General features: G+C 67.2%; 11 protein-coding genes. 6 read left to right on the plus strand and 5 right to left on the minus strand.

Annotated features, from left to right (window positions below):
• Positions 1-71: 71 nt before the first annotated feature.
• From QF037_RS17380 to QF037_RS17400, 5 genes are all read right to left on the minus strand, one after another.
• Positions 72-1,124 carry an ABC transporter ATP-binding protein gene (locus tag QF037_RS17380; RefSeq protein WP_307026266.1) on the minus strand — a complete coding sequence of 351 codons (1,053 nt, stop codon included), beginning with the start codon at positions 1,122-1,124 and terminating at the stop codon, positions 72-74.
• On the minus strand, positions 1,117-2,091 hold the full coding sequence (locus QF037_RS17385) for an ABC transporter ATP-binding protein (RefSeq protein ID WP_307026268.1): 975 nt from the start codon (positions 2,089-2,091) through the stop codon (positions 1,117-1,119). Before QF037_RS17385 ends, QF037_RS17380 begins: the two co-directional genes overlap by 8 nt.
• Positions 2,092-2,624: 533 nt before the next feature.
• Positions 2,625-3,602, minus strand: a complete 978-nt coding sequence (locus QF037_RS17390) for an ABC transporter permease (protein WP_266888437.1) — start codon at positions 3,600-3,602, stop codon at positions 2,625-2,627.
• Positions 3,595-4,518 (minus strand): ABC transporter permease, encoded by a 924-nt coding sequence (locus tag QF037_RS17395; RefSeq protein WP_307026271.1) that lies wholly within the window; start codon positions 4,516-4,518, stop codon positions 3,595-3,597. Before QF037_RS17395 ends, QF037_RS17390 begins: the two co-directional genes overlap by 8 nt.
• Before the next feature lie 6 nt (positions 4,519-4,524).
• On the minus strand, positions 4,525-6,165 hold the full coding sequence (locus QF037_RS17400; protein ID WP_307026272.1) for a peptide ABC transporter substrate-binding protein: 1,641 nt from the start codon (positions 6,163-6,165) through the stop codon (positions 4,525-4,527).
• A gap of 448 nt (positions 6,166-6,613) precedes the next feature.
• Between QF037_RS17400 and QF037_RS17405 the strand changes: the two genes are divergently transcribed.
• The 6 genes from QF037_RS17405 (at position 6,614) to QF037_RS17430 (ending at position 13,585) form a co-directional block, all read left to right on the plus strand.
• On the plus strand, positions 6,614-7,642 hold the full coding sequence (locus QF037_RS17405) for an ABC transporter permease (RefSeq protein WP_307026274.1): 1,029 nt from the start codon (positions 6,614-6,616) through the stop codon (positions 7,640-7,642).
• Between the two features lie 80 nt (positions 7,643-7,722).
• Entirely contained in the window at positions 7,723-9,501 is a 1,779-nt protein-coding gene (locus QF037_RS17410; RefSeq protein ID WP_307026276.1) for an ABC transporter substrate-binding protein, read from the plus strand.
• 82 nt (positions 9,502-9,583) lie between these two features.
• Positions 9,584-10,564 (plus strand): ABC transporter permease, encoded by a 981-nt coding sequence (locus QF037_RS17415; protein ID WP_307026277.1) that lies wholly within the window; start codon positions 9,584-9,586, stop codon positions 10,562-10,564.
• 9 nt (positions 10,565-10,573) lie between these two features.
• Positions 10,574-11,599 (plus strand): ABC transporter ATP-binding protein, encoded by a 1,026-nt coding sequence (locus QF037_RS17420; RefSeq protein WP_307026279.1) that lies wholly within the window; start codon positions 10,574-10,576, stop codon positions 11,597-11,599.
• A 23-nt stretch (positions 11,600-11,622) separates the two neighbouring features.
• Complete coding sequence (locus QF037_RS17425) at positions 11,623-12,669, plus strand: ABC transporter ATP-binding protein (RefSeq protein WP_307026281.1); 1,047 nt, start codon at positions 11,623-11,625, stop codon at positions 12,667-12,669.
• Positions 12,670-12,844: 175 nt separating this feature from the next.
• On the plus strand, positions 12,845-13,585 hold the full coding sequence (locus QF037_RS17430; protein ID WP_307026283.1) for a class I SAM-dependent methyltransferase: 741 nt from the start codon (positions 12,845-12,847) through the stop codon (positions 13,583-13,585).
• Positions 13,586-13,657: the final 72 nt, after the last annotated feature.

Below are 13,657 nucleotides of genomic sequence, written 5' to 3' on the forward strand. Positions count from 1 at the left end.
GATATACGGACGGGCCAGGCTAAAGAACGTACGGCCGTGCGGGTGCCGTAAACGGACCGGGGTGCGCCATGTCACCCCGGTCCGTTGCTGTGTGGCTCCTCCGGCGGCACGACCTGCTTCTCCTCCGCGAAATGGCAGGCCGAGTCGTGGGCCGCCGGGCCCGGGAGGAGGCGGAACTCGCTCGGGACCGCCAGGGCCGGTACCTCCAGGGCGCAGCGGTCGCGGGCCTTCCAGCAGCGGGTGCGGAAGCGGCAGCCGGAGGGGATGTTGGTCGGGGAGGGGACGTCTCCGGACAGGATGATCCGTTCTCGGCGTTCCCGGGCCTCGGGGTCGGGGACCGGGACCGCGGAGAGCAGGGCCTGGGTGTAGGGGTGCGTGGGGTGGTCGTAGATCTCCGCGTCCCTGCCGATCTCCACGATGCGGCCGAGGTACATGACGCCCACGCGGTCCGAGATGTGGCGGACGATCGACAGGTCGTGGGCGATGAAGACGTACGAGAGGTCGAACTCGTTCTGCAGCCGGTCCATCAGGTTGATGACCTGGGCCTGGACGGAGACGTCGAGCGCCGAGACCGGCTCGTCCGCGACGATCACCTCCGGGCGGAGCGCCAACCCGCGGGCGATGCCGATGCGTTGGCGCTGGCCGCCGGAGAACTGGTGGGGGTAGCGGTTGATGTACTCCGGGTTCAGGCCGACCACGTCCAGGAGGTCCTGGACCTTCTTCCTGCGGTCGCCCTTGGGCGCCACCTCCGGGTGGATCTCGTACGGCTCCCCGATGATGTCGCCGACCGTCATCCGGGGGTTGAGGGAGGTGTACGGGTCCTGGAACACCATCTGGATGTTGCGGCGCACCGCCTTGAGGGCCTTACCGGAGAGCCGGGTGAGGTCCTCGCCCTTGTACTTGATCGTGCCGGCGGTCGGCCGTTCCAGGTTGACCAGCATCTTGGCGACGGTGGACTTGCCGCAGCCCGACTCGCCCACGATGCCCAGGGTTTCGCCGCGCTCGAGGGAGAAGTCGACGCCGTCTACGGCCTTCACCGCGCCGACCTGCTTCTTGAAGAGGATGCCCGTGGTGAGCGGATAGTGCTTGACCAGCCCGCTGACCTCCAGAATCGGCTCAGCCATTCAGGCACTCCCTCCAGAAGTGGCAGGCACTCGTGCGGTCTTCGGAGACGTCGTACAGCGGGGGTACGTCGGTCCGGCACACGTCCTGGGCCATGGGACAGCGGGGGTTGAAGGCGCAGCCCGGCGGGATGTTCATGAGGTTGGGGGGCAGTCCCTTGATGGCGTAGAGCTCCTGGCCCTTCTGGTCCAGGCGCGGGATGGAGTCGAGGAGACCCCTGGTGTACGGGTGGGCCGGCGCCTTGTAGATGTCGTGGACGGGGGCCGACTCGACGATCCGGCCCGCGTACATCACCGCGATCCGGTCGGCGACGTCCGCGACCACGCCGAGGTCGTGGGTGATGAGGATGAGCCCCATGTTGAGCTCGCGCTGCAACTCCGCGAGCAGGTCCATCACCTGGGCCTGGACCGTCACGTCCAGCGCGGTCGTCGGTTCGTCGGCGATGATCAGGGCGGGCTCCAGGGCCATCGCCATCGCGATCATGATGCGCTGGCGCATACCGCCGGAGAACTGGTGCGGGTACTGCTTGACCCGCTCCCTCGCCCCCGGGATGCGGACGCGGTCCATCAGCTCGATCGACCTGGCCCGCGCGTCCTTCCTCGACATGCCCCGGTGGACGACGAACATCTCACCGAGCTGGTCGCCGACGCTCAGCACCGGGTTCAGCGAGGACAGCGCGTCCTGGAAGATCATCGCCATCTCGGCGCCGCGGACCTTCCGCCGCTCCTCCTCCTTCAGCTTCAGCAGGTCCTTGCCCTGGAAGAGGATCTCGCCGCCGGTGATCCGCCCGGGCGGCATGTCGAGGATCCCCATCACCGCCTGCGCCGTCACCGACTTGCCGGACCCCGACTCACCGAGCACGGCGAGCGTCTCGCCCGCGTCCACCGAGTAGTCGACCCCGTTGACGGCCTTGGCGACCCCGTCCTGCGTCCGGAACTCCACCTGCAGATCACGCACTTCGAGCAGCATGGCGCCGACTCACCTCGTCTTCGGGTCGAGGGCGTCGCGCACCAGGTCCTCGCGGACGGCGAACGCCGATTCGGTGACCGTCCCGGCCGTGGAACAGCACGACCCGGCACGGGCCAGCCGCCCACCGCCCCATCGGGCCGAGGGCGTTCGCGGACCGCGTCGCCGGGCGGAATGGACTCGGACGCCGTGACCGCCCCGGGTCCGGAGCCGCGGAAGGCCGCACGACACGGCCGCCCTCCCCGCACCCGGCATTACTCGCACCATGACGCCGTCACCTCAGCTTCGGGTCGAGGGCGTCGCGCACCAGGTCCTCGCGGACGGCGAACGCCGATTCGGTGACCGCCCCGGCCGTGGAACAGCACGACCCGGCACGGGCCAGCCGCCCACCACCCCATCGGGCCGAGGGCGTTCGCGGACCGCGTCGCCGGGCGGAATGGACTCGGACGCCGTGACCGCCCCGGGTCCGGAGCCGCGGAAGGCCGCACGACACGGCCGCCCTCCCCGCACCCGGCATTACTCGCACCATGACGCCGTCACCTCAGCTTCGGGTCGAGGGCGTCGCGGACCGCGTCGCCGAGCATGATGAACGCGAGGACGGTGAGGGCGAGGGCGCCGGCCGGCCAGAGGAGCATGTGGGGGGCCTGGCGGATGTAGGCGGAGGCCGAGGAGATGTCGATGCCCCAGCTGACGGTCGGGGGCTTCAGGCCCACACCGAGGTAGGACAGGGTCGCCTCCAGCGAGATGAAGGTGCCGAGCGCGATGGTCGCCACGACGATGACCGGGGCCACCGCGTTGGGCGCGATGTGGCGCAGCAGCTGGCGGGAGCTGGAGGCGCCCAGAGCCTTCGCGGCCTGGACGTAGTCGTTCTGTTTCGCCGTGATGACCGAGCCCCGGGCGATCCGGGAGATCTGTGGCCAGCCGAGCAGCACCATGAAGCCGATGACCGGCCAGACCGTGTTGCTGGTCACCACGGACAGCAGGACCAGGCCGCCGAGGACCACCGGGATCGCGAAGAAGACGTCGGTGATGCGGGACAGGATCGAGTCCGAGAACCCGGCGAAGAAGCCGGCCAGCCCCCCCAGGACCGAGCCGAGGATCGCGACCCCCAGCGTGGCGCAGACGCCGACCGTGACGGACGTACGGGCGCCGTACACCGTGCGGGTGTAGACGTCGCAGCCCTGACCGTCGAAGCCGAAGGGGTGTCCGGGCTGTGAGCCCTCCTGCGCCTTGGCCAGGTCGCACTTGAGGGGGTTGCCGGAGGCGATCAGGGACGGCCAGATGGAGATGACGACCAGGAAGAGGATCACCAGGCCCGAGATGATGAAGACGGGGTTGCGGCGCAGGTCGCGCCAGGCGTCGGACCAGAGCGAGCGGGGTTTGTCCGCCGGGCCCGTTCCCTGGGGCCCGTCGGGTGTCTCCTCCAGGGTCTCCCCTTCCGCCGTCGCGAGGTCCATCGTGCCGCCCATACCGGTCGGGGCGATCGCTCCGTCGTCGTACGGCTGCTCAGGCATAGCGGATCCTCGGGTCGAGTACGGCGTAGAGGAGGTCGACCAGCAGGTTGGCGATCAGGAACACCAGGACGAGCACCGTCACGAACCCGACGACGGTCTGGGTGTTCTGCCGGAGGATGCCCTGGTAGAGCTGGTAGCCGACGCCGTGGATGTTGAAGATGCGCTCGGTGACGATCGCCCCGCCCATCAGGGCGCCGATGTCGGTGCCGATGAAGGTGACGACGGGGATCAGCGAGTTGCGCAGCAGGTGGCGGATGACGACCCTCCTGCGTGGCAGCCCCTTGGCCACCGCCGTACGGACGTAGTCGGACCGTTTGTTCTCCGCGATGGAGGTACGGGTCAGCCGGGTCACATAGGCGAGGGAGACGGACGCGAGGACGAGGCCCGGCACGATCAGCTCGCCGAACGTGGCGTCCGTCGACACCGACGGTTTGATCCAGCCCCACTCGACGCCGAGCAGGAGCTGGAGCAGCAGACCGGTGACGAAGGTCGGGACGGAGATCACGACGAGCGTGAGCATCAGGACCGAGGTGTCGACGGGCCGGCCCCGGCGCAGGCCCGTGACGACACCCAGCGTGATGCCGATGACGATCTCGAAGAAGATGGCGACGATCGTCAGCCGGATCGTCACGGGGAACGCCGTCGCCATCAGCTCGGTGACCTCCTGCCCGTTGAACGCGGTGCCGAAGTCGCCGGTGAAGACGTTCCCCATGTAGGTCAGGTACTGCTGCCAGACCGGTTTATCCAGGCCGAACTCCTTCTCCAGCTGGGCGGCCGTGGCGGGGTCGCACTGCCGGTCACCGCACAGGCCCGCGATGGGGTCGCCCATCACGTTCACCATGAGGAAGATCAGGAGGGTGGCGCCGATGAACACCGGGATCATCTGGAGCAGACGCCGGACGACGTAGCGTCCCATGGCGGGTCAGCTGACCTTGATCTCGTTGTAGACGGGGACGCTGAACGGGTTGAGCTTCACGTTGGACAGCCGCTCCGAGTAGCCCGCGCTGCCGTTCTGGTACCAGAGCGGGATGGCGGCCATGTTGTCCCGGACGACCTCCTCGGCCTTCTGGAACGTCTCGATCGCCTTGCCGGTGTCGGTCTCGGCGTTGGCCTCGTCGACGAGCTTGTCGAAGTCCTCGTTGGACCACTTGCCGTCGTTGGAGGAGGCGTTGGTGTAGTAGAGCGGCTGCAGGAAGTTCTGGATGAGCGGGTAGTCCATCTGCCAGCCGGCGCGGAACGGGCCCGACATCTTCTTGTCGGTGATCTGGGTACGGAAGTCGGCGAAGGTGCCGATCGGGTTGCCGACGCAGGCCTGGTCGTTGTCGAGCGCGTTGTTGATGGAGTTGCAGACCGCGTCGACCCACAGCTTGTGGGAGCCGGTGTCCGCGTTGTACGTGATCTTGAACTTCCCGCCGGGCAGCCCGCCGCCCTCCTCGATGAGCTTCTTGGCCGCATCTGGGTCGTAGTCGCAGGCGTCACCGCACAGGCCGTCCTGGAAGCCGCCCGCCTCGCCGAGCACCGGGGAGGTCCAGTCGGTGGCGGGAGTGCGGGTCTTCTGGAAGATCGTCTCGGTGATCTGCTTGCGGTCGATCGCGCGGGACAGGCCGGTGCGGACCTTGTCCATCCCGCTCTTGTTCCAGTCCTTGTCGTAGTACGGGAACGCGAGGGTCTGGATGATGCCGGCCGGGGTGTTGATGTACCGGTCGCCGAGGTCGCTGGAGACGTTCTTGAGCTGGGCGGCCGGGACGTCGTCGACCAGGTCGAGGTTGCCGGCCATGAGGTCGGTGTAGGCGGTGTTGTTGTCGGTGTAGACCTTGAGGGTCACGCCGCCGTTCTGCGCCTTGTCGTCGCCGGGGTAGCCGTCCCACTTCTTCAGGGCCATCTGGGAGCCCTTGGTGTACGAGTCGATCGTGTACGGGCCGTTGCCGACGGGCTTCTTGACCCAGGCCGCGTGGTCGGTGAAGAACGCCTGCGGGAGCGGGGCGTAGGCCGGGTAGCCGAGGGTGTCGGGGAAGGTCGAGAACTTCTGGCTGAGCTTGACGGTGAAGGTGTTGGTGCCGGTGACCTTCAGTCCGGAGAGCGTCTGGGCGGACTGCTTGCCGCCGTCCTCGGGGTGCGCCTTGTCGTAGCCGTCGATGTAGCTGAAGAAGTACGCGTTCTTCTGGTTGTTCTTGAGGCTGGCGCCGTAGTTCCAGGCGTCCACGAACGACTTGGCCGTGACCTTCTCGCCGTTGCTGAAGGTCCAGCCGTCCTTGACGGTGACGGTGAAGTTCTGGGAGTCGCTCGACTCGATCTTCTCGGCGAGCATGTCCTCGGCCTTGCCGGTCTCCGGATCGTACTTCTTCAGGGACCGGAAGATCATGTCGAGGACCTTGCCGCCCTGGACCTCGTTGGTGTTGGCGGGCTCCAGAGGGTTCTGCGGGTCGCCCCAGGAGGAGCTCAGCACCGCGCCGCCGTCGCCACTGCCGCCGCCGCTGTCACTGTCCCCGCCCCCGCAGGCCGTGGCGGCGAGGACGACCGCCACCGCGCATGCGGCCCATTTGGCGTGCGTGGCTCCGCGCATGGAGTTCCTCCTGTGTGACTGCACTGTTCCGTTACCGGCCAATATCGGCATAAAACAGGCAGGCCGCACATGCACTCACCCCATTAGGGGAACGCCCGGGAAGGTCCGACCTTCGCCACAATGGATCTTCCATGGAGGGTGCAATGGATCTTCACGATCCGATGCCGAACCGTTGGATTGCGACCCTCCTATGTACGGATTTCGACACTCTGACGTCCGTATATCGAACTCATTGCCCGATTGGGGTAGTTGGCCCGATGTAAGACACAGGCCGATCACGGCACGCTACACGCGTAGCTACAGATCAGTCAATGGAAGGTAAAGAAAGTAAAGAGCCGACCAAGTCGACCGAGAATTTATTGACCTTGAATGAATTGCGTTGAAAAAGTCCGGCGTAGCCCGTAGGGACCGCCCTGCGGAGTCCTTGATCCACAGGGCACGGAGCATCATGACCCCCCCAACCCCTTCCCCGGTCACTTCACTCGAGGTGACCGACGAAGACAGCGTGGCACCGGTGAAGTCCTCGGCTCTCAAGGGCAACGAGAGCCGCTCGCCGGGACGGCTCGCCTGGAGCCGTTTCAAACGGGACCGCGCAGGCGTCATCTCCGGGTACGTGGTCCTCTTCTTCTTCGTCGTGTCGATCGGCGCTCCGCTGATCGCCAAGCTCTACGGCAAGAACCCGTACACGACGTACGGCATCAACACTCCGGGGCTGCTCAACGAGTTCGGTTTCCCGGTCAAGGCCAACGGCGGCATCAGCGGTGACTTCTGGTTCGGCATCGAGCCCCAGCTCGGCCGTGACGTGCTGACCTTCCTGCTGTACGGCATGCGCAACTCACTGCTCATCGCCACCGCGGCCACGCTCCTGACGACCCTGCTCGGTGTCGTCATCGGCATCACCGCCGGCTACCTGGGCGGCCGCACCGACTACTTCGTCGGCCGGGTCATCGACATCCTGCTGGCCTTCCCGCAGACGCTGTTCTTCATCGCCTTCTGGCCGGTCGTGCTGGCGATCTTCGTGTCGCCGGAGGAGAACACCCCGATCTGGCTCACGGTCACCAGCCTCATCACCGTGATGACCGCCTTCGGCTGGGCCTCCATCGCCCGTCTGCTGCGCGGCGAGGTCCTCGCCCTGCGCGAGCGGGAGTTCGTGGAGGCCGCCAAGGTCACCGGAGCCTCACCGGCCCGGATCATCTTCAAGGAACTGCTGCCCAATCTGTGGACGCCGATCCTGATCCAGTCGACGCTCCTGCTGCCCGCCTATGTGACGGCGGAGGCGGGGCTCGCCTTCCTCGGCGTGGGACTCACCGACCCCACGCCCGACTGGGGCGTCATGCTCCAGTTCGGCGCCAAGTACTACCAGGACGACATCACCTTCATGCTCTTCCCTGGTCTCTCCATGGTGATCTTCGTCGTCGCCTTCAACCTGCTCGGCGACTCGGTCCGCGACGCGCTGGACCCCAAGACGAAGCGCTGAGCCACCCCACTCCGCCGAGCGACGGGGCCCGGCCGGAGTACCCCAAGCACCATCCCTATCCACAAGAAATCGGGTCAGCCATGTCTCTTTCCCGCAGAAACTTCGTCATAGCCACAAGCGTCGCGGCCGCGGGCTCGACTCTGCTGTCCGCGTGCAGCAGCGGCGACGCGGGCGGCAGCGGCGGCAGCGCGACCGAGGGTGCCAAGACGTACTCCAAGGTCACCATCGGCACCGCGGCGGACTCGACCGGCCCCGCGCCGGAGATCGCCGGGGCGAAGAAGGGCGGGACGATCTACGGGCTGGCCCCGGACGACTTCTCGCACCTGGACCCGGGTCGCATCTACTACGCGTACAACTCGACCGCCGCGCTGCTCCTGCACCGCTGCCTGACCGGCTACAAGGTCGCCGCGGACGGCTCGCAGAAGCTCGTCGGCGACCTGGCCACGGACACCGGCACGATGTCCAACGCGGGCAAGACCTGGACCTTCACGCTGAAGGAGGGTCTGAAGTGGGAGGACGGCAGCGAGCTGACCGTCGAGGATGTGCGCCACGGCATCGAGCGGCTGTGGGCCCCGTACATCATCGAGTCCGCCAGCTACGTCCAGATCGCGCTGACCGGCAAGGGCGGCAAGTGGCGTGACGCCTACGAGGGCCCCTACAAGGGCAAGCACCTCTCGCAGATCGTGACGGACAAGGCCAAGCGGACCATCACGTTCAACCTGGCCGAGGCCCGCCCCGACTTCAACTTCACGATGGCGATGCACTCGTACGCCGCGGTGTCCCCGAAGCTGGACACCAAGGAGAAGTACGACAAGAACCCGGCCTCCTGCGGTCCGTACAAGATCAAGAACCACACGACCGACAAGTCGATGACGCTGGTCCGCAACAAGAACTGGGACCCGGCGACCGACGCCATCCGCAACAACTACCCGGACGGCTTCGAGTTCACCTTCGGCATCGAGATCCTGGACTCCACGGACCGTCTCATCGCCTCCCAGGGCAACGACGCCTTCGCGGTCTCCATCTACAAGGGTGTGCCCGCCGAGCGCATCCAGAAGGTCCTCACCGACCCGGAGCTGAAGAAGCGCACCTTCAACGGCCTGCTCACCGGCACGTACTACTACGCGATCAACACCAAGCGCGTCACCGACCTGAAGGTCCGTCAGGCCCTCAACATGGCCTGGCCGCTGCAGCAGATCCGCCAGATCTACGGCGGCCCGTCCGCTGGCGACTTCGCGACCACGGTCCTCAGCCCCGACATCCTGGGCCGCGAGAAGTTCGACGTCTACGGCAAGCTGAAGAAGCCGCAGGGCGACCCGGCCGCCGCGAAGAAGCTGCTGAAGGAAGCCGGCAAGGAGGGCGTGAAGATCGTCTACGCCTTCCCGCAGGACCCGACCTACAACAAGACCAAGGTCGTCATCGAGAACGCGCTGAAGGAGGCCGGCTTCACCCCGGTCATCAAGCCGCTCGACTCCACCTCGTACTACGACCAGGTCCAGAAGCTCGACAACAGCTACGACGTGATGTGGTTCGGCTGGTCCCCGGACTGGCCGACCGCCTACACGATGATCCAGCCGCTGTTCGACAGTGCCAGCGTCGGTGACGGTCTCTACAACGTCTCGCAGACGAAGATCTCCTGGATCGACGAGACCATCCAGAAGAACATGGTCCTCACCGACCAGAAGAAGGCCGGTGAGGCCTGGGCCGCGCTCGACAAGCGGATCATGGAAGAAGTCGCGCCGATCATCCCCGAGATGTACATGCGCCGTTACTACGTCTACGGCAACAAGGTCGGCGGAGCGATGTTCGACCCGAACTTCTCCGCGACCCTGCTCTACAAGACGTACGTGAAGGCCTGACGACCGGCCCTCGTGGCGGGGCGGCCCTCGGCCGCCCCGCCTCCTTCCCCCCTTCGGCATCCGTCAGGAAATCCCAACTGCCATGCTCCGCTTCCTTGTCCGACGAATTCTCGGCGCCGCGGTGATCCTGCTGATCATCAGCGCGATCGTGTTCGTCCTGTTCTACGCCGCCCCGCGCGACCCCGCCCGCATCGCCTGCGGCAAGGCCTGCACCCCTGAGACTCTGGAGCTGGTGCGGAAGAACCTGGGGATCGCCGATCCACTGCCTGTGCAGTACTGGGACTGGCTCAAGGGCATCTTCGTGGGCCGCGACTACACGTCGTTCGGCAACTGCAACGCGCCCTGCCTCGGCTACTCGTTCCAGAACCGCGAGCCGGTCCTCGGCACCATCATGGACCGCTTCCCGACCACCCTGTCGCTGTCGCTGGGCAGCTCGGTCATCTACCTGACCTTCGGCATCGGCGCGGGCATGCTGGCCGCCGTGAAGCAGGGCAAGGCCCTGGACAAGATCGCGAGCTCCGCCTCGCTGGTCGCGTCCTCGATGCAGATCTACGTCGTCGGCGTCCTCGCCACCTATCTGCTGGTCGACCAGTGGCAGGTGCTGGACCGGGCCAGCTACACGCCCTTCACCGACGACCCGGCGGCCTGGGCCAAGGGTCTGCTGGTGCCCTGGATCGTGCTGTCCCTGATCTGGACGGCCAACTACACCCGTATGACGCGCTCCCAGATGGTGGAGTCGCTCAGCGAGGACTACGTCCGCACGGCCCGCGCCAAGGGCATGTCCCGCCGCACGGTCTTCTTCCGCTTCGCCTGGCGCGGTGCGATGGGGCCGATCGTCACCATCTTCGGCCTCGACCTCGGTGTGCTGCTCGGCGGTGCGATCATCACCGAGTCGACGTTCAGCCTCCAGGGCCTCGGCATGCTCTCGGTCAAGGCGGTCAGCACCAACGACCTGCCGATGCTGCTCGGCGTCGTCCTGGTCGCCGCCGGCGCGATCGTCGTCTTCAACATCGTCGTCGATGCCCTGTACGCCCTCATCGACCCGCGCGTGCGCCTCGCTTAAGGAGAGACCATGAGCACCCCCTTCCTCTCCGTCCGCGACCTCAAAGTCCACTTCTCCACCGAGGACGGTGTCGTCAAAGCCGTCGACGGGCTCTCCTTCGACGTGGAGAAGGGCCAGACCCTCGGCATCGTCGGTGAGTCGGGCTCCGGCAAGTCCGTCACCAACATGGCGGTCCTGGGCCTGCACGACCCGCGCAACACCAGGCTCGACGGCGAGATCCTGCTCGACGGCAAGGAGCTGATCACCGCCTCCGAGCGCGAGCTGGAGAAGCTGCGCGGCAACAAGATGTCCATGATCTTCCAGGACGCGCTCGCCTCCCTGTCGCCGTACCACACCATCGGCGCGCAGATCGGCGAGACGTACCGCAAGCACACCGGCGCCTCCCGCAAGGAGGCCCGGGCGCGGTCGATCGAGATGCTGCGCCGGGTCGGCATCCCGCAGCCGGACATGCGGGTGGACGACTACCCGCACCAGTTCTCCGGCGGTATGCGCCAGCGCGCGATGATCGCGATGGCCCTGGTCTGCGACCCGGAGCTGCTGATCGCCGACGAACCGACCACGGCTCTCGACGTGACGGTCCAGGCCCAGATCATGGACCTCCTCAAGGATCTCCAGCAGGAGTTCGGCACGGCCATCATCTTCATCACGCACGACCTCGGTGTCATCGCCGACATCGCGGACGACGTGCTGGTGATGTACGGCGGGCGCTGTGTGGAGCGGGGCACCAAGGAGGAGGTGCTGCGCACCCCCGACCACCCCTACACGCTGGGGCTGCTGGGTTCGATGCCGAGCCTGACCGGGCCGGTCGACGTGCCGCTCTCCCCGATCCCGGGCTCGCCGCCCTCGCTGCTCAACCCGCCGTCGGGCTGCCGCTTCCACCCCCGGTGCGCCTTCGCGGAGAAGGTCGCCGGCGGGCTCTGCTCCAGTGAGCGGCCGGGTCTGAAGGTCCTCGACGGGCGGGGCTCGGCGTGCCACCTGACGGCGGACCAGAAGCACGAGCTCTTCACCGAGCACGTCGCGGCCCGGACCCACTGACGTACAAGACGGGATTCACCACCATGAGCAACACCACCCCCCTCCTGGACGTCGCGGGTCTGACCAAGCACTTCCCGGTCAAGGGCGGCTTTCCGATCCGCCGCACGGTCGGTGCTGTGCAGGCCGTCGACGGCCTGGACTTCCAGGTGGCCGAGGGCGAGGCCCTCGGCCTGGTCGGCGAGTCGGGCTGTGGCAAGTCGACCACGGGCCGGCTGATCACGCGGCTCATGGAGCCGACGGCCGGCACGATCGCGTACCGGGGCAAGGACATCACGCACGCGTCCCGCAGGGAGCTGGCGCCGATCCGCTCCGAGATCCAGATGATCTTCCAGGACCCCTACGCGTCGCTGAACCCGCGCCAGACGGTCGGCAAGATCATCTCCGGCCCCATGGAGATCAACGACATCATCCCGGAGGGCGGCCGCGAGAAGCGGGTCCGTGAGCTCCTGGAGATCGTCGGTCTCAACCCCGAGCACTACAACCGCTTCCCGCACGAATTCTCCGGCGGACAGCGCCAGCGCATCGGTGTGGCACGGGCGTTGGCCCTGGAACCGAAGCTGATCGTCGCCGACGAACCGGTGTCGGCCCTCGACGTCTCGATCCAGGCCCAGGTCGTGAACCTGCTGCAGAAGGTGCAGCAGGAGCTGGGCATCGCGTTCGTCTTCATCGCCCACGACCTCGCGGTCGTACGCCACTTCTCGCAGCGCGTGGCGGTCATGTACCTCGGCAAGATCGTCGAGATCGCGAACCGCGACGACCTGTACGGCAACCCCCGCCACCCCTACACGCGGGCTCTGCTGTCCGCCGTGCCGGAGGCAACGGTGGACGATACACCGACCCGCGAGCGCATCCGTCTCACCGGCGATGTACCGTCTCCTCTGAACCCGCCCTCGGGCTGCCGCTTCCGGACCCGCTGCTGGAAGGCGACGGAGAAGTGCGCGACCGAGGCACCCCCGCTGGTCCAGGTCGAGGGCAACAAGCCCGGCCACCTGACCGCGTGTCACTACCCCGAGACGGAGGGAACCGTTCCGGCCCCTCGTCTCTCCAAGGACCCCGAGGCAGCGGTCTGACAACACCCCTTTTCCGTCAGCCGCCGCCCTTAGCGGAACGGACTTTCTCGGCCCATTGACCCGAGCCCATGAACGTCCGCTCCAGGGGAACGAAGGCCCGTACCTCCCCAGGTACGGGCCTTCGTCATACGGGGATCCCGTCATATGGCTCCGGCACCTGTGACAGACTGCCGCGATGGTCGATCGCTCGTTCGCGGATCTCTCGCTCGCCGCGCTGTACGACTCCCTCAACCCGTGGGGTCCGGGCGACGACTTCTACCTCGGTCGCGTGATGTCCGCACCCACCGTGCTGGACGTCGGCTGCGGCACCGGACGCCTGCTCGCCGCGGCCCGCCGGACCGGACACCCGGGGCAGCTCACCGGGCTCGACCCCGCCGCCGCGATGCTGGTCCAGGCACGGCGCCGGGAGCCCGGCGTGGAGTGGGTGCTCGGAGATCTGCGCTCACGTGCCTGGTACGGGGAGTTCGACCTCGTCACGATGACCGGCCACGCCTTCCAGACCCTCGTCGGCGACGAGGAACTGCGCGCCGGCCTGCGTGCCGTCCGGACCGCCCTCGCGGACGACGGACGCTTCGTCTTCGAGACCCGGAACCCGGCCGCCCGCGCCTGGGAGTCCTGGACACCGGACCGGGTGCACGAGGCCGCCGACGCGGACGGCACCGTCGCGTGGATGTGGCACGAGGTGATACGTCCCGTGGTCGGGGACCGCGTGACGTTCACCTCCACCTTCGAGGGCGTCCGCTGGGACCGCCCCCAGGTCACCACCAGCACACTGCGCTTCCTCGACCAGCCCGCCCTGGAGAGCTTCCTGGCCGAGGCCGGGCTGGTTGTGGAGGAACAGTACGGCGACTGGGCAAGGGGCCCGGTAACGCAGGCAAGCCAAGAGCTGATCACGGTGGCGCGAAGCGCCACCTGATCAGGGGCGCGGGGAACTGCGCGACCAGCCACCACGCACCCCCAGCCGACACACAACAGCCCCCACCACCCC

The sequence above is a fragment of the Streptomyces canus genome, from assembly GCF_030815415.1.
Lineage (GTDB): Bacteria > Actinomycetota > Actinomycetes > Streptomycetales > Streptomycetaceae > Streptomyces > Streptomyces canus_F.

Coding starts and splice junctions, on each gene's coding strand:
- QF037_RS17425 (WP_307026281.1), top strand. CDS start 11,623: ATGAGCAACACCACCCCCCTCCTGGACGTCGCGGGTCTGACCAAGCAC.
- QF037_RS17390 (WP_266888437.1), bottom strand. CDS start 3,602: ATGCCTGAGCAGCCGTACGACGACGGAGCGATCGCCCCGACCGGTATG.
- QF037_RS17380 (WP_307026266.1), bottom strand. CDS start 1,124: ATGGCTGAGCCGATTCTGGAGGTCAGCGGGCTGGTCAAGCACTATCCG.
- QF037_RS17420 (WP_307026279.1), top strand. CDS start 10,574: ATGAGCACCCCCTTCCTCTCCGTCCGCGACCTCAAAGTCCACTTCTCC.
- QF037_RS17395 (WP_307026271.1), bottom strand. CDS start 4,518: ATGGGACGCTACGTCGTCCGGCGTCTGCTCCAGATGATCCCGGTGTTC.
- QF037_RS17405 (WP_307026274.1), top strand. CDS start 6,614: ATGACCCCCCCAACCCCTTCCCCGGTCACTTCACTCGAGGTGACCGAC.
- QF037_RS17400 (WP_307026272.1), bottom strand. CDS start 6,165: ATGCGCGGAGCCACGCACGCCAAATGGGCCGCATGCGCGGTGGCGGTC.
- QF037_RS17415 (WP_307026277.1), top strand. CDS start 9,584: ATGCTCCGCTTCCTTGTCCGACGAATTCTCGGCGCCGCGGTGATCCTG.
- QF037_RS17410 (WP_307026276.1), top strand. CDS start 7,723: ATGTCTCTTTCCCGCAGAAACTTCGTCATAGCCACAAGCGTCGCGGCC.
- QF037_RS17430 (WP_307026283.1), top strand. CDS start 12,845: ATGGTCGATCGCTCGTTCGCGGATCTCTCGCTCGCCGCGCTGTACGAC.
- QF037_RS17385 (WP_307026268.1), bottom strand. CDS start 2,091: ATGCTGCTCGAAGTGCGTGATCTGCAGGTGGAGTTCCGGACGCAGGAC.